Raw genomic sequence first — 19,742 nt, 5'->3', positions numbered from 1 at the left:
ACGCTATCTTTTTTAACCTATTACTTGCATATAATGAACTATTGTTAATAAACAACAACTGCCTGTTCGCCTAATGCTTCATAACTATTAAAAAATGCTCCCTTATCCAATGTTATAATTCCCTTACGTGGATCCATTACTTCCACAGCAGTATTTCCCACAGATAATAGTACCATTGTATGTAAATTTTGATAATTTCGTTACATTTTACCTGTTTCTTCAATAATCCATCCCCCTTTAACCTTTGGTGGTGAGAGGTCCAATGTTACCCATGTAATAACTGGTATTCCCTGTCTAATATAATTTGTTATTTCTTTTATTGTTCTTCCACTAATATTTTTTGCTTGTAAATCTAACTTTCTTCTTGTGATAAAATTATTAGCTGCTTTGACAATTGGTTCGGCAAAAACATATGTACCCGTTTCTAGATTACTTGGCTCGCCGCCATATGCTTGATTAGGATTTGGCCCATACTTTTTTTTCATTTTGTATTCAAAAGATTGTTTAGGTAAATAATTTTGATCCATTTCTAATTTAGATGTTTCTGCACCATAGTAATTAAGTACTGCTGTAAGAGTAGTTATTTCACACCCATTTGGTAGTTCAGGATTTTGTAGAATTACAGGTACTCCAAATCCTTTATTATGATTTACTGCATATGTTTGAACCAATATGGATTGTGTAGATGACGTATACGTAAATTTTTTTTCTGTTAAATACATCCCTGTTGTAAAATTGTCTGGACTCCCTACTTTTACTGTAATAAGTTTCATTTGGTTATAAATTATAAAATTCTGCCTCACCTTTATCCAAAATGAATTGTTGAAATGATTTTTTTTTCCTTCTTCATCCAGTAATTCCACATATAGATCATTAAGTGGATCTCCACTAAAATATTCAACTGTTAAAACTGCTATTTTATTTGAATTGATATTTTCGTTGTACAACCCTTTAAAAACTACTAATACTCCCAAAGTGAAGAAGATCCTCTCTTTCTAATTTCCCACGCCTCCTCAGTTATTGTTATATTATTAAAAATGAATATAACGAATAATTATGGAGAAATTATGGATTAAAATTAAAGGATATTATAGAATTTCTAAAACTAAAAAAGATGTCCAATTTGTCAAAATTGACTCGTCGAACATCTTTAAGTATTTAATTTTTATGGAGAAGATAATTCACTTTCCGTTAGCCATTTATGATTTTTTATTTTTTCACCATTAGTAGAAGTGTAGTCAACCACATACACAGTAGTTTCTTCTGCGGAATCAATTTTTGCAGTTACCCCTTCCATACCCTCCATATGATTAGCATTTTATAATAACCTGTGTTCCTGGTTCAAATGGCTCTGAACCAGCACCTTCTATTTCTTCTTGAATGACCGATCTTATGATTTGTTACTCGATTTCCACCATTTGTAGGAGCGTAAGATATAGTATAGACTATTGATCTATTTACATGCCCCTACAATTGTTGCTTCAGCTCCATCCATGCCTTTCATGTGATCTGCATGAATTATTGCTTTTGTCCCAACTCCAAACTTAGGATTTTCAGCTTCTTTTAAACCTTCAGGAAGTTCATTTGAACTAGGATTCATTTCAGAATGGTCGATATCTTCACATATTCTTCCTCGGCCATTTCATTTGTCTGCATTTCTTGTTTATCTTCTTTCTTATTTGTATTTCCTGTACATGCAGAAAGCATTAATGCAGCAACTATAGTAACAAGACTCATTATAATTTTTTTTCTCCATCATAGTCCTCCTACTCGCAGGCTTGAATTTTTGTATTCCCAATCATCATAAATTTACTTTAGGGATATTTTCTATGTCACGAGTTTTTCTTTATTTAGAATCACCAAGAAAATTTAATATATACATTTTAGAATCCTCCCCTTATTCATTTTTAAAACCTGGATTGTCAAAAATGTTGAAACAGCAAAAGGGGTAAGGAGCTTTTTTTAAATTAATTCATATAATGAGATTAACCAATTTTTTAAGGAGTAGATAACCATTGATAACGAAGCTTTTAAAACATTTTCTGATTCTCAATTATTAATTGAATCTATTGAAAACTAGGTGATGAATTATTTGCATTAACTGTGGAAATTGCATTGAATGTCTTAGAGACTGTAAGTAGTGAAGATGGCCAATTTACAAGCGATTTTTCTTCGCCATCAAGTTACTTGCACAAGATAGATTATTTGATTTCTCAATTAAAACCCTAAATGAAATTATACAAAGTAATGAAAACGAAGCAAAATAATATTTGTGATTGTATCCATATGCTTCAAAATTAATACCCTACTTTTATTTGAGACTAAACATTTTTTATTTCACCGTCATCTTATTTATCAAAAAATAGAGCTTATCTAAATATATAGATATACCTTATGCCCTGTTAATAATAACTGGGCATTTTCAAATAAGTATCATTGTATTTAATTTGACAACTCCATTTGTATATCAATTACAAAATCAAAGCTAATTACTTAATTATAAACTTGCCAACCATACCAAGCTCCTTATGTCCTGGAATAGTACAAACAAATTGATATTCTCCTGTATTAATGGGAGTAAAACTCATTTTTTCTGCAATTCAGGCCCAACATGGAGATGAATCATATTCTCCTCCTTTTTGTGATGTACATGATTATTACTACTAATAGTATTTGATGTTGGTATTGTAACTTCAATATCATGTTCTATATTATCTTTATTAATTAATTCTAATGAAACCGGTTGATTCTTCTCCAAAATTACTTCAGAGGGCGAATACTTCATATTTTCTGTTTCTATAGAAATAATCTTAATCTCTTTCTTTTCTAATTTATTTTGAGCGTTCGAGTGTAGATTATGATCCACTAAAAGAAGAGTCTTTAATAAAGTTTATTTGTTTTTCGGCAAAAGGAATGCCCCCAAAAAAAGAGAGAGTATAAAAACCGAAAGAAGAAGGGTGTTAAAAAGCCCATTTGACTTTGGAATGTTTTTTACTTTTACTTGGAAGTAGCGCAAATAAAAAAATAGTGAAAATTGATAGCAACAGAAAAATTCTTATTAATACAATGGATTGCCCGCCATCCACCATTTCACCTAACATTGCCCCCATCATACCAGCCATTAAACCTGCCATTAAACCTTCTAACATAGGTAATAATCCAAAGTTGCAACCACTTAAAAAGCCAATGCTTGCACCGAGAATAATTGAAATAATCGTTGAGTAAAACAAGTTCCCTTGAAAGGTAACTCCAAAAAGTATTCCTAATGTTAGCCCTACATTCATACTAAAAAACATTGAAATAGTCATACCTTGCATAGGCTTAATAGTCTTTTTCATAATTCTTGAAACCATTATGACAATTAACAATAAAAACATTAGTGATACTAAGACAAACATTTGATAAAATCCCACATATCCATCCTTTAACAATTTAATTAGCTGTTCTAAAATACACACCCTATACCTTATATAGGTATGCTCGAAAGAGAGTATTTATTTTATTATTACTTGATTTAAGTTTTATTTATCTTCAAGTAACATCACCTAGTTATTATTGCAGTGAGATTACACCGAGTATATTAAGTCACCAATTTTACATATTCTGCACAAATCAGTAATATAAATGAAAAATTCAAGATCTCTATTCCATGCTATTCTTACTTTAATCAAAAAAGCGATTGCTTTTCGAAAAAGGAGTAAGTTTAGTGAAAAAGAGATGGTTACTACCGGTTTTTGTGTTATTTGTAATTTTTTCAGGAATAGGTATGAATGATGCTGAAGCAGCATCAGTTACTGATTTGACGAGTACAGCGAAAGATTATATAGGAGCTCCTTATAAATATGGTGGGAATGATATTAATACAGGTGTAGATTGTTCAGCATATACAAAGTTTATATTTTCTAAGTTAGGTATTTCTTTAGAGCGCACATCTTGTACTAATATCAGCAAGGTACTTCTGTTTCTAAAGATAGTTTAAAAGCAGGTGACCTCGTATTTTTTAATACTTCAGGCAACGGCATATCTCACGTTGGAATATACATAGAGAATGGTAATTTTATATCAGCTACTCCAAATTTGGGGGCCAAAATCAGTAAATTAAACGATCCTTACTATTGGGGTTCTCGTTATATAGGTGCAAAACGTATTGCAAACTTTACTACAAATGAAATAGCTCAAGCAGAAGTTAAAGGTGAAGAGATAGACTTTTCCATTTATGCCTCACGTGGAGCAGTAGCCATACAGCTTGCTAAAGCTTTAGCATTAGATACAAGTGATACAAACTCAAGTTTCCCTGATGTTAAATCATCTTCTGAACAAGCTGGAGCTATAGTAGCACTAAAAAAACTTGGAATTTTTAATGGAGATAGTAATGGTAAATTTAACCCAAATTCACCGATTACTCGCGGTCAATTAGCAAAGGTTTTAGTTGAAGCATTTGATTTAGAACAACAAGGAGAACCAAAGAATTTTACAGATGTAACGAGTACTCATTGGGCCAAAAATTTTATAGCAGTTCTTTCATCAAATAAGATTACGCAAGGTAAAGGTGATGGCACATTTGGCGTAAACGACAAAGTAACATTAAATCAATTAAATATCTTTATAGAACGATTAACTCGATAAATTTTGTTCGAGGACTTAAATTAAAAATGGCGGCTCATTTATTCAGAGCCGCCATTATAACCTTACGAGAACTTCTTAGAGTAAAACTAATTTATTAACTCTTCTTTTCCTATCCGTTTTAAAAATTGAAAAACGTTTCTGGTTTTTTTCCATTCTGTGAATATACATTTATAATCTTTTCTATTTTATCGTACAATTCATCTGGTGTTAGATTCTCTTGCAACAAAGATCCCACCTCTGCATCTTTCCCTTTTGCTTTTCCTCCAACATATAAATTGTAATGGTCTTTAATTTTCATAATCCCTATATCACTTAACATTGGTTCACCGCAACCAACAGGGCAACCTGTGTATGCAACTTTAAGAGTGAATGGTACAGCTTTTCCTGCTATACGATTATTTATTTCTTTTGCTACTGGCATCCCCTCTTCTTTCTCTCCTTGCAAAAATTACATGTTCTCAAACTCTTTACAAAGTTGCCAACTGGATAACAAGATAAATTAACACGGTTTAATTCTTCAATTATTTCTTTTTTATTTGCCGGATTTCTAGATAGAGTTGTTGGAAGGTTGTTAACTCAAGCTGTGCGTCGTCTTCCATATATTTGGTGATCGTTAAAAGTTGTTTAGAATTTAGTTTTGCCCCAAATTCTATTCGCCCATTAACGGCAATTTTAATTTTTTTATCTTCATTACTCATACCAATTTTCCTCAATACTTTCCCAGACAATTAATTTATTTTGCTCTTTACCTACCTAAGGATGGTTTATCTGATGAAAATAGTAAGTTAAATTATATCAGTTAAACTATTGCGTATTTCTTTATAAGTAAACCCAATGAAGTAAATTTACGATTGAATTAAAGGGTTATTTATTATCTAATTTTACTCTTTGTAAGCGTAATGCATTTAAAACTACAGATAGAGAACTCATGCCATCGCCGCACCTGCTCCCCATGGAGAAGTAGACCTATTGCAGCAAAAGGGATAGCCCAAGTATTGTAGGCAAATGCCCAAAATAGGTTTTGCTTAATATTCCCATTGTTTTTCGACCTCATTAAAAAGCATCTGCAATACTATTTTAAATCGCCACGAGTTAACGTAATATCAACAACTTCCATGGCAACATCCGTTCCTGTACCATGGCCATACCAATATTTGCTGTGGCCAGTGCCGGACCATCATTAATACCATCTCCCAGCATCGCTACATTTTTCCCTTGTGCTTGTAGCTTTTTCACCTCGTCTGCTTTACCTTCAGGAATACTTCAGCGATAACTTGATTCAGCCTACTTCTGTTCCTATCGCTTGAGCTGTAGTTTCATTATCACCAAGTCATGATAATGACTGTAATGCCCATATTCTGTAGTCGGTGGATTGCCTCTTTTGACGTATCTTTAACTGTATCAGCAACAGCTACTAAGCCTGCATACTGACCATTAATGGCAGCAAGCATTGCTGTTTTACCGTTTCGCTCTAACTGCTCCATTGTTGGTAAAATATTATCAATATTGATTCCGTATTGTTGCATTAATTTTCGTGTACCAATGACAACTCCTTGACCTGACACAGTTGCCTGCACACCATAACCTGGAATAGCCTCAAAAAATTGAACTTCTCCTAATGCTATGCCACGTTTTTCTATGCCCTGTACTATAGCTTCTGCTAACGGATGCTCTGACTGTTTTTCAGCAGCCCCAATTAATGATAAAAAACGAGCTTCCTCCTGCTCTGAATCTAAAAGAACGTCTGTAAGAACAGGCTTACCATGTGTTACTGTACCTGTTTTATCTACAACCACTGTATCAATACTTTGTGTTTGTTCTAAATGTTCTCCACCTTTAAATAAAATACCAAATTCAGCTGCACGACCTGAACCTGCCATTATGGAGGTTGGCGTTGCTAACCCAAGCGCACAAGGGCAAGCGATTACAAGTACTGCAATTAAGACCTCTAAAGCTGGTGTAAATTCTCCTGGGCGAACCCAAATGATCCAAACTAAAAATGTGACAATTGCAATGCCAACAACAATTGGTACAAAAACCCCCGAAATTTGATCTGCTAAGCGTTGAATTGGTGCTTTTGATCCTTAGAACATCCTAACCACTTTAATGATTTGTGCTAACGCTGTGTCACGACCAACCTTTGTCGCTGTCATTTTAATAAATCCATTTTTATTAATCGTCGATCCAAATAATTGATCGCCTTGCTTTTTATCAACTGGTAAACTTTCACCTGTAAGCATTGATTCATCAACAGCTGTTGTTCCCTCTATTACCTCACCATCTACAGGTATCTTTTCACCTGGTTTCACTAGAATAACATCGCCAATGATAACTTCTTCTAAAGGAACCTCTTTTTCTACACCGTCACGTACAACAATAGCGGTTTTAGCTTGAAGTCCCATTAGTTTTTTTATGGCTTCAGATGAGCGTCCTTTTGCTTTGGCTTCAAATAATTTACCTAATAATATTAATGTAATTAATACAGCACTCGTTTCAAAATAAAGATTTGGACCATGATGCGACCCTATCGTCACAATCGCTTGATAAACACTATAGAAATAAGCTGCTGATGTTTATGACCACAAGTACGTCCATATTAGCACTACCATTACGTAAAGCTTTATATGCCCCTACATAGAATTGCTTACCAACAATAAATTGCACAGGAGTAGCCAATACCATTTGGATCCACGGATTCATTAGAAATTCTGGGACATATAAAAATGATGTAAAGGAAAAATGTCCAACCATCGTCCAAAGCAGCGGTAAAGAAAGAATAGCCGATAAAATAAATTTTCGTTGTTGCTGTTTAATGGCCTTTTCTCGATGGTCCACTGTTTCCTGTTCATCAGCCTTTTGATGAGCCCCATAGCCCAAATTTCTCCACCTTCGCAATGATGTCTACGCTTAACACTTCAGATGGATTAAACTCAATCATTGCTTTTTCCAGGGCTAAGTTAACATTGGCAGAAGAGATACCACTTAACTTATTTAACCCTTTTTCAATGCGAGTTGCACAAGCTGCACATGTCATACCTGTAATATCAAGTTCCGCCTTTTGTTTAACAACCCCATAACCAAGTGCTTCTATTTTTTTTTCGAAATCTTCTTCACTTAATTTTGCTGGATTGTACTTAATAGATGATTTTTCAAGCGCTAAATTAACAGTCGCTTGTTCCACACCATCCATTTTATTTCAACCTTTTTCTATACGAGTTGCACAAGCTGCACAGGTCATTCCTGTGATCTGAATGCTCGCTTCTTTTTAATGTATTACTCATGATGCTGTTCACCTTCCTCATACCCAATAGGGGTATATATTTTTGAAAACAAGAGAGTGCATTTATGCACTCTCAAAAATATTATTTTACCTCATATCCCTGTTCTTCTATTGTTTCCTTAATTTTCTCAAGCGATACTTGGGATTCATTAAACGATACTCCGAGTTGTGCATCTTTTAAAATCACGTTTACTTGATCAACACCTTCTGATTTTCCTGCGCTTTTTTCAACAGTATTTACACAATGACCACATGACATTCCAGTTACCTTTAAGATTCTATTTTCCATAAAAATCCCTCTCTTTTGAAATATTTTTATAAAATGTAAAAGGGTATTAATAATTTTTTTATATTTCCTTTTAACTTTCGAATTGTGATTTTAACTTATATTGGCTTCATCACTTTTAATGCAGTTTATCATTATCAAACAAGCTTTCTTTAAACGATAAATTTGTAATTACATCATCACCGTAAATTATCAACCTCCTCTAAACACACATTAAGTTACCATACCCCAGTTAGGTATGTAAAGTGGTGTTTTAATTTACTATATGCGTCACTAATTATGCAGTATATGTTAAATATCACGTTTATTTAACATTCAAACACTGTGACTTAATTAAATTTTTTAGCAGTCCATCAAAAAACTCTGCTCCTAAATAAGCAGAGTTTAAAACATTTTCGCGTTAGAAGAATTACTTTTATTTATCATTGATTCTTCATTTATAAAATCAAATCTTCTACACAGCCATTTTTTTACATACTTCAGCGCATCGGTAACATGTTTCTGGCACATTCTTGGCAATGTTTATGATGTTCATGTTTTTTACAAACATCACCACATGCCTAACAAAATCTCAGCACATAATTGACAAATTTGCTTTACGAATGGACTACCAGACTGCATCGATTTAGCAAAAAATAACATAATATCGGCACATTCTCTAAGGGTACGAATGCACTCCGCTAACATTTTAACATCATCTTCTTCTAGACATTCATGATAACATTTATTACATTCCTTCATACACTCTAGACAAGCTTTAATACATTCTTCATAGCTCATTTTCAATTTTAAATACCTCCTGTTAATTTAGTCTGTCTTTATTATAACCACTCCTATTTACTATATACCCCATTCAATCATAACTAATCTTCCCTATTGATATTAAACGGGTCTTCGGAATATATAGTGGAATTACTTTCTTAATAGTTTAAAAACAACTGGTGTTTAAATCGGATTTTCTGGTGGGATGTTAGGATAATCAATAGTATTATATAAAAGTATCAATCACATACGAGTGTAACTTTGGGAAAAAAATAAAATAGTCCAATTTACTTGACCGTGTACTATGGTACACGGTTTATAATATTCATGGGGTGAAATAAGATGATTTATCGCATTAGTGAGTTTGCAGATAAATGTGGAGTTAATAAAGAAACGATCAGATATTACGGCGAAAAAATTTATTACAAGAACCTCACCGAACGGAAGCTGGTTATCGGATATATTCATATGATGACGTTAAGCGTGTTGGGTTTATTAAACGAATACAGGAACTTGGTTTTTCTTTAAGCGAGATTTATAAATTACTTGGTGTTGTAGATAAAGATGAAGTTCGTTGTCAAGATATGTTCGAATTTGTTTCTAAAAAACAAAAGGAAGTGCAAAAACAAATAGAGGATTTAAAACAAATTAAAACTTGTTAGACGACTTAAAACAACGATGTCCAGATGAAAAGCAATTACATTCGTGTCCAATAATAGAAACATTAACATGAGAGATTAATTAACGAAAGGAGCTTTTTTATGAATAAATTTAAGGTAAACATTTCAGGAATGACTTGTCGGGTTGTGAAAAACACGTAGAATCAGCACTTGAAAAGATAGGTGCTAAAAATATTTAGTCTAGTTATCGTCGTGGTGAAGCAGTATTTGAACTGCCCGATGATATTGAGGTTGAAAGTGCAATAAAGGCGATTGATGAAGCAAATTACCAAGCCGGAGAAATTGAAGAAGTATCATCACTAGAAAACGTGGCGTTAATTAATGAAGACAATTATGACCTTCTTATTATTGGTTCTGGTGCTGCTGCCTTTTCTTCGGCAATTAAAGCTATAGAATACGGTGCAAAAGTTGGAATATTGAGCGTGGAACGGTTGGGGGAACCTGTGTGAATATTGGCTGTGTTCCGTCAAAAACTCTTCTTAGGGCAGGGGAAATCAATCATTTATCAAAAGACAATCCGTTTATAGGTTTACAAACATCCGCTGGAGAAGTGGATTTAGCTAGTTTAATCACGCAAAAGGATAAATTGGTGAGCGAACTTCGGAATCAAAAATATATGGATTTAATTGATGATATAATTTTGAATTTAATTAAAGGTGAAGCAAAATTCGTTGATGCTAGTACGGTTGAGGTCAATGGGGCAAAGTTATCTGCAAAACGCTTTTTAATTGCAACAGGTGCATCGCCTTCGTTGCCCCAAATTTCAGGACTTGAAAAAATGGACTATTTAACTAGTACAACACTTCTTGAGTTAAAGAAAATACCAAAACGATTAACTGTAATTGGTTCAGGATACATTGGAATGGAGCTGGGACAACTATTTCATCATTTAGGTCTCAGAAATAACGCTTATGCAAAGAAGTGAGCGACTTTTAAAGGAGTATGATCCTGAGATTTCAGAGTCAGTTGAAAAAGCGTTAATTGAACAGGGTATAAACCTTGTCAAAGGGGCAACTTTTGAGCGTGTTGAACAAAGTGGAGAGATAAAAAGGGTTTACGTAACAGTAAATGGCAGTAGAGAAGTCATTGAATCAGATCAGTTACTTGTTGCCACTGGAAGAAAACCAAATACGGATTCTTTAAATTTAAGTGCAGCAGGTGTTGAAACTGGAAAAAATAATGAAATCCTGATCAATGATTTTGGTCAAACAAGTAAGATGAAAAGATTTATGCAGCAGGAGATGTGACTTTAGGACCAAATTTGTATATGTAGCAGCCTATGAAGGTGGAATTATTACTGATAATGCTATTGGTGGATTAAACAAAAAAATAGATTTATCGGTAGTTCCTGCTGTTACGTTTACGAATCCGACGGTTGCAACGGTTGGTTTAACAGAAGAACAAGCAAAAGAGAAAGGGTATGATGTGAAGACATCTGTATTACCTTTAGATGCTGTTCCAAGAGCAATTGTAAACCGTGAAACAACCGGTGTATTTAAACTAGTAGCAGATGCAGAAACACTAAAAGTATTAGGGGTTCATATTGTATCTGAGAATGCAGGAGATGTCATCTATGCAGCATCATTAGCTGTTAAATTTGGCTTAACGATAGAAGATTTAACAGAAACCCTAGCACCATATTTAACAATGGCTGAAGGGCTAAAATTAGCTGCACTTACGTTCGATAAAGATATTTCGAAATTATCTTGTTGTGCAGGCTAAGGGAACTTTTTTACAACTCCCTATTCAAGTGAACCAGCTAATGCTTTAAGGGATTTTCTAAGTGCATTTGTGGTCACAAAAATAATTTAACACTGATGATTTCGACATCAAATCTATAATTGATACCTTAACACCGCAGAGTAATAAAGGATGAATAATATGTCAGACTTATTATCCCTACCAGACATTAAAACAATAGAACCGCCACAAGAAAATGAAACCGATATGATGTTTAAAGTTGAAGCAGTCGGACCACCTGAACGTTGTCCTGAATGTGGTTTTGACAAGTTGTACAAACACAGTTCAAGAAATCAACTAATTATGGATTTGCCCATTCGTTTAAAGCGAGTGGGCTTACAATTGAACCGTAGACGATACAAGTGTCGTGAATGCGGATCTACCTTCTGGGAACGCCTAATATCTGTAGATGAAAAGCGTAGTATGACCAAAAGGCTTTTAAAGTCCATTCAAGAGCAATCCATGTCTAAGACCTTTGTAGAAGTCGCAGAAAGCGTTGGTGTTGACGAGAAAACCATTAGGAACGTTTTTAAGGACTATGTGGCACTCAAAGAACGTGAATACCAGTTTGAAACTCCTAAGTGGCTTGGGATAGACGAGATACATATTATCCGTAGACCTCGGCTTGTATTGACTAATATTGAACGCAGGACTATTTATGACATCAAGCCTAACCGTAACAAGGAAACAGTCATCCAACGTCTTTCAGAAATCAGTGACAGGACTTACATTGAGTACGTCACAATGGATATGTGGAAGCCCTACAAAGACGCAGTGAACACTATCCTTCCACACGCTAAAGTTGTCGTAGATAAGTTTCATGTAGTTAGAATGGCTAATCAAGCCTTAGATAACGTCAGAAAGTCTTTGAAAGCCCATATGAGCCAAAAAGAAAGACGTACCCTTATGCGTGAAAGGTTTATCCTTCTAAAGCGTAAACACGATCTAAATGAACGTGAATCATTCCTCTTAGATACTTGGTTAGGTAATCTTCCTGCTTTAAAAGAAGCCTATGAACTCAAAGAAGAGTTTTACTGGATATGGGATACTCCTGATCCAGATGAAGGTCATCTTCGTTATAGTCAATGGAGACACCGTTGTATGTCCAGCAACTCTAAAGACGCATATAAAGACCTCGTGAGAGCCGTAGACAACTGGCATGTCGAAATATTCAACTACTTTGATAAAAGGCTCACTAATGCTTATACGGAGTCAATTAACAGCATTATTAGGCAGGTAGAGCGAATGGGTAGAGGTTACTCGTTTGATGCCTTACGAGCCAAAATCCTTTTCAATGAGAAGCTCCATAAAAAGCGTAAGCCACGATTTAATTCAAGTGCTTTCAATAAAGCTATGTTATACGATACTTTCAATTGGTATGAAGTGAATGATCACGACATTACAGACAACTTTGGTGTCGATTTTTCCACACTTATTAAGAATTTGGAGAAGGGTGATTTATAAGCCCTTTTCCACCATAAAATCCGAATACCCTATTAAACTAAGAGAAGCTTCATGAGACCTATCATCATACTAATTATGATTCCCATTCCTATGATTGAATAACTAATTACTTTTAAGTCATCTTTTTTTTGCAATCGACAGTATTTTTTATAACTAACTTCTCCATTTGCGAACATAAGACCAAATTGATCAGGTTTAATTGAATAAAATACACCATTCTCGTCTTCTAAAATTAGTTTTGTTATAAGGTTCTCCCCGTTCGATTTTTGATTATGAGTATTGCTTCGAGCCTTCAATCCTCACCACTTTGTATATGGAGTTCCCCAAAATCTTTTCTGTTATATGAAAAGCTTGATCTTCTATAAAGTTGTTATTTATACACACTTATACCCCCCTCTGTTCACTAAGCTTCTGATATACTATATGTAAAATTTAATATATAGTTTGGGGTACCGTAGGAAAATGCAGATTTACAACGTTAAGGAAATTATAATAGAAAAAAGTCCAATTTCTCAGTATCATAAAAATTTATCATACAGCAGATTCACCTCGGTATGAACGAACTAAGTCAGAAGTCATTTTTTGTATGCGAGCTCCTTTATATTTAGTAGTGAGCTTTCCCTAATTGGTAATTGGAAGTAATGGGTGATATACAAGCCTTTCTGTATATCACCCATCATTTAATAAGGGATCACCTAGTTTGAATGTGTTAAAACACCCTAAAATTATAAGTTTAACATTAATATCCGTCTTGGTACTTCAACTTTCCTGAGTTAACTAAATTAACTTTAACTTTTAAATGCTTTATACTATGTTTATTTAAGTAAAACGAGTCTGCTTTCACTTCTTCTTTCCATTTACTTGGGTTTTGTCGATATAATGATTCCCCTAATCTGTAGATATCTGAATTTATTTCTATTCCTTTTTCAAAGGAGTTTAGAATTTCTAACTTTATAATATCTTCAGTTTTTGTAACCAACTCTTTATCATTAATTTCCTTGATTTTCTCATTGATTCCGGCTTGCACTTCAACTGTAATATTAAAAAGTATTGGTTTACTATTCATAATAGGGGTAATGGTAATCTTAGGTTTCTCTACCACTACTGAAACAACAGCGCTATCATTCTCAACAATCCACACAGGAGATCAACGGTTTTTTCATCCATCCATCTTAGACCGTTTAAATCAGTCTCAGAAAGCCAGCCTTCTAGGCGATTATTTCTTATGAAAAAAGCACCATCATTTCTTAATAATGGTGCTTTTTTTGATTCTTCTTTCCAGTTTCCGTCGAAATTTTAACTGATGGAATTAAAGCTGTTTGTCCCATTGGATCGCTATCTCTAATAAATTGATGAAACTGTTTAGGTTGTATATAAGATCTCTGTTTATAGCTTTCATATGGTTCATGGAGAATGGTTGACAATCCCGACAATGTAAAAAACGCTTTTGTTTTAAGTACATCTTCTATGGGTTCCTTTGTAGCATATAAGAGAATATTATAGCGTATTTCTCGGTATCGATTAATAAAATCAATCGAATCTTTAATATCTTGTTTTAGGAGTTGTTCACTCAAAATTAGCGTAGAGACATGTCCCCAAAAAAGTCTTTGTTGTGCATCTTTATATAATTGATTTAATGCTTCCGTAATTGTAATGCCTTCCCCTCTTCCTATCCAAACTGGTGGTTGTTTATCAGGTCTTGCCCCTTCTAACTTAGCAACATTAGAAAAGTCAAGTAACTGAGCATAGGCTATATATTTTCCTTCTTTAAAATCTATACCAAGAGCTGCTACATAATAAATATCTTGTACTTCTTTAATATTCCAGCATCCAGATAATATTGTGCTAGACAAGAGTATCATGGTTATTAGTTTTAGTTTGTTCAGCTTCACTCTTTCCCTTCTCCTTCATCAGTTTTAGAACTATCATTGGTCCGAAGGTAACTTACTCTATGCCCATAACTTCTCCACGGTAAGCGAAATAATGCCTTGAAAAAATCAGAACTAGATTTTGGGAAAACCAAAGCTAAGTAAGGTATCCCAAAGGAACGCAATCTAGAAAGATAAAGAACGATTACAAATCCCCCAAGCATAAAACCATATAACCCCATTAAAATTGAACATAATAGTACAAAGCCTCTGAGTATGGATACTGCTCCTGCTAGTAGTTGGTTTACTAGGGTATATCCCGCAATAGCAGATAAAGCAGTAATAACAATCACAGATGGGGAAATAAAACCCGAACGGATTGCAGCATCCCCAATGATTAGTCCGCCTACTACTGAAAGGGTTTGACCAAGTGGGGAAGGTAATCTTTGACCAGCTTCACGGAACATCTCAAAAAGAAACAAAACAATTATAAGCTCAAGTGGTGCTGGAAATGGTAGACCTGATCTTGCAACAGTCACAGTCGCAAGAAGAGGGAAAGGAATTTGATCTTGGTGATAAGCAAGTAATGCCATCCAAAATCCGGGTAGGAAGACAGCTAAAAGAAATCCAACCCACCGATAAAAGCGTGCAAATGATACAGTTAGAAAATTAAAGTGGGAATCTTCTGCAGCTTTTATTAAAAAAGTTATAGTAACAGGAGCGATAATAACAATTGGGGAGCCATCAATTATAATCACTACTCTACCTTGCAATAAGCATTCCACTGCAAAATCAGGTCTGGCTGTATCACCACAAAGAGGAAAAATAGATAAAGATTGTTTCGATACCATCTCTTGAATTTGAGTTGAACTAACTACGCCATCAATATCAATTAAAGTTAGACATTCTAGAATGTTATTTAGTATCTCTAAATTAACTACATCTTTTAAATATAATATCCCTATTTGAGTTTGAGTCCGTTTACCTAACGTCAATGTTTGATAAGATAAGGTGGGATGTCTTAATCTTTTTCGAATAAGTGCCACGTTTGTTGAAATATCCTCAATAAAATTGTCTCTTGGCCCACGAATGGATGTTTCGTAATTAGATTGTTCGGTAGAACGGTTTGGTTTATTTGATGCACTAACAGAGAAAAAGGTAAACGACTTAGGAAAATACAGAACTAAATTTCCATTAAATATTTCCAAAGAAATAGACTCGAACCCTTCACTCACTTCTAAAGGTGTCCATTCTAGGTCTTGTTGATATTTATCAATTTCTTCTTTTAAGAAACGGTATTGATGTTTTTGAGCTATTTTTTCTAATTGAGGAATAATAAATTGATTAATTTGTTTTTTGTCCACTAAACTCTCGCAATAAATGAAAAAGGTCTCTATATCACTATCTTCACTCCCGATTTTATGGAGAACTACTTTTACATCTTCACTATTTTGATATGTTGAACGTATTTTTTCCTCATTTATAATTGGATTAGGTTTATAGATAGTATATTTTCCATTCCCATTTTTTTTTATTATTCTGTTCCCCTCTTCTCAAGGATTATCTCTCCTTTAATCTTTTTAGAAAAACTAAAAATCCTAATACTAATGAAAAGAAAAAGCAGAAATAAAAAAGATAAATGAAAATAAACATTTTGTAAAAAACGAACAAATTCAATATCACTCATAGGAAGAAGAACAGCCACAAATGTAATTAGTGAACTGATTCCTATTAATACATTCCTTTTTTTCTCGTTTTTAAATGAAAATAATTGTCCAATAATATATAAACCAAAACTTATCCTAATAAATCCACCTGATAGCCATTGGTAAATTGAAAAGAAATCTACATGTTCAATAAACTTTCCTATTTTCAATAATCTCCATTCTTCGTAAGCAGGATACCTCTGATTAGCAGCCTCTTCAGGTCCAAAAATAGCAATAGAGCCCAATAAAGGGCCAAGCGTTAAGCAGATCAACACTAACCCGAAGAATAATAAAACTCCGTGACTTGATATTCATTTTTAAATTATGTTGAATAAAAAAAATTAAAGTCACTTCTAGCAGAGAACCTAAACTGTAGACGATTCCTTTAATAACGGGTGTCAATCCATTTTCAAGGATAGGAAATATTTGAGAATAATCCTTATGAGGAAGATTAAGACTCATAACGAAAAAGCCCAATGCAACAACAAATACTAATAAAAAACCTGACAGAATAGATAAGGTTGTAAAATTAGATGTTGCAGCAAAAAAACAGATAACTAAAAATACAATAGCTAAAATGGGCGCAGGACTTTGTGGAAAATAGGATGTAACTGTCCATACAATCATATCTTTTAAGGTAACTCCAATAAATAAGAGAATAAACATATACATTAATAAACATAATCCCTTTGCAACAATATTCCCAAAGTGGTTATTTAACCATGAATACAGATGTGTGTGGTCTAACTTTTTCATAATAAATCGAATAAAAAGTAACCATCCCAGAATGAATCCCCCAGATAAGAGGACAGAAATCCATGAATCTCTCCTCGAGATAGCTAATAACATAGGAATCACCATAACGTGATTCATTAAGCCAATACTCATCATAAACAAAACAAATACTTGTGAAAAATTCGCTTTATGTTGTTGCATTGTTAAACCTACTAACTTAGTTGGATTTTATAAAGAATAAACTAATCACATCAAAACTAATTGGCAAGGATACTAAACGGTATTTTCTCCATTTATTAAGAAATTATTCATATAACACCTCATATTATAAGTGTAAGCCTCTACCTTACCCACATGTTTGGCATTTTTTTATATGCGATAATCTCCTAAAGATCGAATTCTAAGGAGGTTTTGCGATGAATAAATCTCAATTATGAATGGAATGGGGACAACGGATTACCAACTGTTTGGCCAGCGGACAAAGTGCTTCAAAATGGTGTGCTTCTAATGAAGGAAGCATTCATCAGTTCTGGTATTGGAAATAAAGCTTAAAATGACTCAGGATACAAGTGATAATTCACCTATATGGTTGACATTAGAAATGGACGATTCTTTCGAAAATCAAGATTAGTGGTAGGGGGTGGCCAAGCTTCTTTAGATGTTGAACCTGAATGCGATCCAAAGTTACTTCCAGATGTAGTAAGGACGCTTCAATCAGTATGTTGAGACCTTCAATGATTGAAAGTGTCTATCTCGAACGAGGTAGTACGAATATGAGGAAATCTATCGACGGATTAGCTATTTTGGTTCAGGTGGAGTTTAATCTAGACCCATTTTCATCAAGTCTATTTGTTTTTTGTTGCAATAAGGGTAGCGTCATGAAAATGCCGATTACAACAATAAGGAAATTCCAATATAAAAAGCCTGATTTCTCGTCAATTAAATTGAGAAATTTGGCTTTTTTGTCACTCCATAAAAGTCTTCTATTATTGGAGAATTTGTATATTACTTCGGGATAACAGGGACCCAGAGTTCGTGTCTTGGTTTATGCTTCTGACCGTAATAACATTCTATACACGGTAAATTTGCAAGTTCATACTCGGAGGTAGGAACCCACTCGGAATATAAACGTTTCCATGCATCCACTATGTTCGGAAAAACTGCCCATGTACCTGCGGGAATAATAAGCGTCTCCATATTTTCTGGGGATTCCCCATCGTATCTTACGCCCATGAAATAGGAAAATTGTTCATCTGTTATGGCGGCTTCTTTTCCGCAAACCCCCAGAAGGCTTTCAAGCGTGCATTTTGGATTTTCCCATGACATATCTACTAGTTCTTGCATAAATCCATCTTTTTTAGCAGTGTTCCAAAGCGTAGGGATTGTTTTAAATGCTCTGCTTGTTTTTACTGGCTTACTTTTTCCAACAATTCTTAAATCAAAATCAAGGTTTTCAATTCTGTAGTCCATCTCGTTATCTCCTTTAATAGAAATTTGAAAGGAAATTCTGGGAAAGGCTTTTAACTGTACCCCTCTATTACGAGCATTGGAAGGGGTTACTCCATGCATTTTTTGAAAGGCACGTGAGAAAGTATCAGAAGAAACATAACCATATTTAATTGCCACATCGATAATCCGAATATCACTTTTTTGAATTTCAAATGCTGCGAGTGTTAACCGTCTACGTCTAATATATTCTGATAGCGATATACCAGAGATTGAAGAGAACATTCTTGAAAAATGAAACTCAGAACAATTAGCTGCTTTTGCAATCTTTTTGTAGTCTATTTCTTCATCCAGACTATTTTCAATGTAGTTTAACGCATTGTTCATTCTTTCTAGCCAATCCATAAGTTTAATCCCTTTCAATATTTACTATAAAACAAAATAGATAATAATTGCCGACATTTCATGCCTAAAAATGTTGGTGAAAAAATACACCTTTTGATAGAATCAGGACAAACTATTTGTTTCCTTCCGATAGCTTTCTATATAATGAAGCCCTAGATACATTAGTAATTTCGCAAATTTGATTTACAGTCATACCGCCTTCTTTATATAGTTTTACTGCATAATTCATTCCTGCGTGATTTTTATGATATTTCTTTAACCGGCCTTTAAACTTGCCTTCTTTCTTAGCCAGCTCAATCCCTTCACGTTGACGCATACGGATAAGATCTCGCTCTAATTGATTAACACCAGCCATTACCGTAATTAAGAATTGACTGTAAGGATTATCTTCTGATAAATCTAGCCATGAATCCTTGAGTGATTTTAAGCTCGCCTTTTTACTTCGTATTAAATCAATCAATTCAAATAAATCCTGCGTACTTCGAGTGATCCGAGTTAAGTCTGTAACATAAATGATGTCGCCTTCTTGTATATCCTCTAACATCTTTTGAAGTTGCTTACGATCTTTTGTTGCTCCGGAAACTTTTTCTTCAAAAATAATATCCATTCTGATTTCGTTCAGTTGCTGAACTTGCCTTGAAGGATTCTGGCTAGTTGAACTGACACGTATATAACCAATTTTCCGCAAAATATCACCTCATTTTTTGAGACAAGTCTTATGAGACGCTCTTAACTATGATTTTA

Annotated in this window: 15 protein-coding genes and 8 pseudogenes; 8 read left to right on the top strand and 15 right to left on the bottom strand. The window is 34.1% G+C overall.

The window, feature by feature from the left end:
* Positions 1-200 precede the first annotated feature (200 nt).
* From AC6BKE_RS04155 to AC6BKE_RS04135, 5 genes and pseudogenes are all read right to left on the bottom strand, one after another.
* Positions 201-974: a C39 family peptidase gene (locus AC6BKE_RS04155; RefSeq protein ID WP_499855893.1), complete on the bottom strand. Its 774-nt coding sequence runs from the start codon at positions 972-974 to the stop codon at positions 201-203.
* Between the two features lie 191 nt (positions 975-1,165).
* A pseudogene (locus AC6BKE_RS04150) lies at positions 1,166-1,737 on the bottom strand (YdhK family protein).
* A 752-nt stretch (positions 1,738-2,489) separates the two neighbouring features.
* The gene (locus AC6BKE_RS04145; protein ID WP_499855892.1) at positions 2,490-2,588 is read right to left on the bottom strand and encodes a plastocyanin/azurin family copper-binding protein; all 99 of its coding nucleotides are present in this window, start codon (positions 2,586-2,588) and stop codon (positions 2,490-2,492) included.
* Positions 2,585-2,866 (bottom strand): cupredoxin domain-containing protein, encoded by a 282-nt coding sequence (locus AC6BKE_RS04140; RefSeq protein WP_499855890.1) that lies wholly within the window; start codon positions 2,864-2,866, stop codon positions 2,585-2,587. The genes AC6BKE_RS04145 and AC6BKE_RS04140 overlap by 4 nt, the downstream gene beginning before the upstream one ends.
* Positions 2,867-2,960: 94 nt before the next feature.
* Positions 2,961-3,413, bottom strand: coding sequence for a hypothetical protein (locus AC6BKE_RS04135; protein ID WP_499855888.1), 453 nt, complete (start codon positions 3,411-3,413; stop codon positions 2,961-2,963).
* A 293-nt stretch (positions 3,414-3,706) separates the two neighbouring features.
* On the opposite strand from AC6BKE_RS04135, the pseudogene AC6BKE_RS04130 reads away from it, so the two are divergent.
* Positions 3,707-4,626, top strand: a pseudogene (locus tag AC6BKE_RS04130) (C40 family peptidase).
* A gap of 86 nt (positions 4,627-4,712) precedes the next feature.
* Here AC6BKE_RS04130 and AC6BKE_RS04125 read toward each other — a convergent pair.
* From AC6BKE_RS04125 to AC6BKE_RS04110, 4 genes and pseudogenes are all read right to left on the bottom strand, one after another.
* Positions 4,713-5,324 (bottom strand): annotated as a pseudogene (locus AC6BKE_RS04125) (nitrite reductase).
* Positions 5,325-5,490: 166 nt separating this feature from the next.
* A pseudogene (locus AC6BKE_RS04120) lies at positions 5,491-7,864 on the bottom strand (heavy metal translocating P-type ATPase).
* Between the two features lie 124 nt (positions 7,865-7,988).
* Positions 7,989-8,195 (bottom strand): copper chaperone CopZ, encoded by a 207-nt coding sequence (copZ, locus tag AC6BKE_RS04115; protein ID WP_499855886.1) that lies wholly within the window; start codon positions 8,193-8,195, stop codon positions 7,989-7,991.
* 451 nt (positions 8,196-8,646) lie between these two features.
* Positions 8,647-8,978: pseudogene (locus tag AC6BKE_RS04110) on the bottom strand (four-helix bundle copper-binding protein).
* A gap of 318 nt (positions 8,979-9,296) precedes the next feature.
* Here AC6BKE_RS04110 and AC6BKE_RS04105 point away from each other — a divergent pair.
* The 5 genes and pseudogenes from AC6BKE_RS04105 to AC6BKE_RS04085 all read left to right on the top strand — a co-directional run.
* Positions 9,297-9,442, top strand: a pseudogene (locus AC6BKE_RS04105) (MerR family DNA-binding transcriptional regulator); the annotation flags it as partial.
* Positions 9,443-9,448: 6 nt separating this feature from the next.
* Positions 9,449-9,616 carry a MerR family DNA-binding protein gene (locus tag AC6BKE_RS04100; RefSeq protein WP_499855931.1) on the top strand — a complete coding sequence of 56 codons (168 nt, stop codon included), beginning with the start codon at positions 9,449-9,451 and terminating at the stop codon, positions 9,614-9,616.
* A gap of 99 nt (positions 9,617-9,715) precedes the next feature.
* A pseudogene (merA, locus tag AC6BKE_RS04095) lies at positions 9,716-11,356 on the top strand (mercury(II) reductase).
* A 159-nt stretch (positions 11,357-11,515) separates the two neighbouring features.
* Entirely contained in the window at positions 11,516-12,838 is a 1,323-nt protein-coding gene (locus AC6BKE_RS04090; RefSeq protein ID WP_009374086.1) for an ISL3 family transposase, read from the top strand.
* A gap of 517 nt (positions 12,839-13,355) precedes the next feature.
* Positions 13,356-13,463, top strand: a complete 108-nt coding sequence (locus AC6BKE_RS04085) for a sunset domain-containing protein (protein ID WP_434801665.1) — start codon at positions 13,356-13,358, stop codon at positions 13,461-13,463.
* Positions 13,464-13,577: 114 nt separating this feature from the next.
* On the opposite strand, the gene AC6BKE_RS04080 is transcribed toward AC6BKE_RS04085, so the two are convergent.
* The 4 genes and pseudogenes from AC6BKE_RS04080 to AC6BKE_RS04065 form a co-directional block, all read right to left on the bottom strand.
* A complete protein-coding gene (locus AC6BKE_RS04080; RefSeq protein WP_229386670.1) occupies positions 13,578-13,979 on the bottom strand; it encodes a Ger(x)C family spore germination C-terminal domain-containing protein in 402 nt (133 codons plus the stop codon).
* 106 nt (positions 13,980-14,085) lie between these two features.
* The gene (locus tag AC6BKE_RS04075; RefSeq protein ID WP_499855884.1) at positions 14,086-14,730 is read right to left on the bottom strand and encodes a Ger(x)C family spore germination protein; all 645 of its coding nucleotides are present in this window, start codon (positions 14,728-14,730) and stop codon (positions 14,086-14,088) included.
* Positions 14,727-16,124 carry a spore germination protein gene (locus AC6BKE_RS04070; RefSeq protein WP_499855929.1) on the bottom strand — a complete coding sequence of 466 codons (1,398 nt, stop codon included), beginning with the start codon at positions 16,122-16,124 and terminating at the stop codon, positions 14,727-14,729. The genes AC6BKE_RS04075 and AC6BKE_RS04070 overlap by 4 nt, the downstream gene beginning before the upstream one ends.
* Before the next feature lie 116 nt (positions 16,125-16,240).
* A pseudogene (locus AC6BKE_RS04065) lies at positions 16,241-17,273 on the bottom strand (GerAB/ArcD/ProY family transporter).
* Between the two features lie 311 nt (positions 17,274-17,584).
* Between AC6BKE_RS04065 and tnpA the strand changes: the two are divergent.
* Together tnpA and tnpB are read left to right on the top strand one after the other, a co-directional pair.
* Positions 17,585-17,692: an IS66 family insertion sequence element accessory protein TnpA gene (gene tnpA, locus AC6BKE_RS04060; protein ID WP_379261829.1), complete on the top strand. Its 108-nt coding sequence runs from the start codon at positions 17,585-17,587 to the stop codon at positions 17,690-17,692.
* Positions 17,693-17,818: 126 nt separating this feature from the next.
* Positions 17,819-18,166: an IS66 family insertion sequence element accessory protein TnpB gene (gene tnpB / locus AC6BKE_RS04055; protein WP_353625556.1), complete on the top strand. Its 348-nt coding sequence runs from the start codon at positions 17,819-17,821 to the stop codon at positions 18,164-18,166.
* Here the strand turns inward: tnpB and AC6BKE_RS04050 are convergent.
* Both AC6BKE_RS04050 and AC6BKE_RS04045 read right to left on the bottom strand, forming a co-directional pair.
* A complete protein-coding gene (locus AC6BKE_RS04050) occupies positions 18,153-18,998 on the bottom strand; it encodes an AraC family transcriptional regulator (RefSeq protein ID WP_229387497.1) in 846 nt (281 codons plus the stop codon). The genes tnpB and AC6BKE_RS04050 overlap by 14 nt on opposite strands.
* A 112-nt stretch (positions 18,999-19,110) precedes the next feature.
* Entirely contained in the window at positions 19,111-19,686 is a 576-nt protein-coding gene (locus tag AC6BKE_RS04045) for a recombinase family protein (protein WP_079524004.1), read from the bottom strand.
* Positions 19,687-19,742: the final 56 nt, after the last annotated feature.

The organism is Lysinibacillus sp. COL-1 (assembly GCF_059814265.1).
The sequence above is the reverse complement of the archived record's forward strand: the minus strand, read 5'-3'. Positions and strand labels throughout refer to the sequence as shown.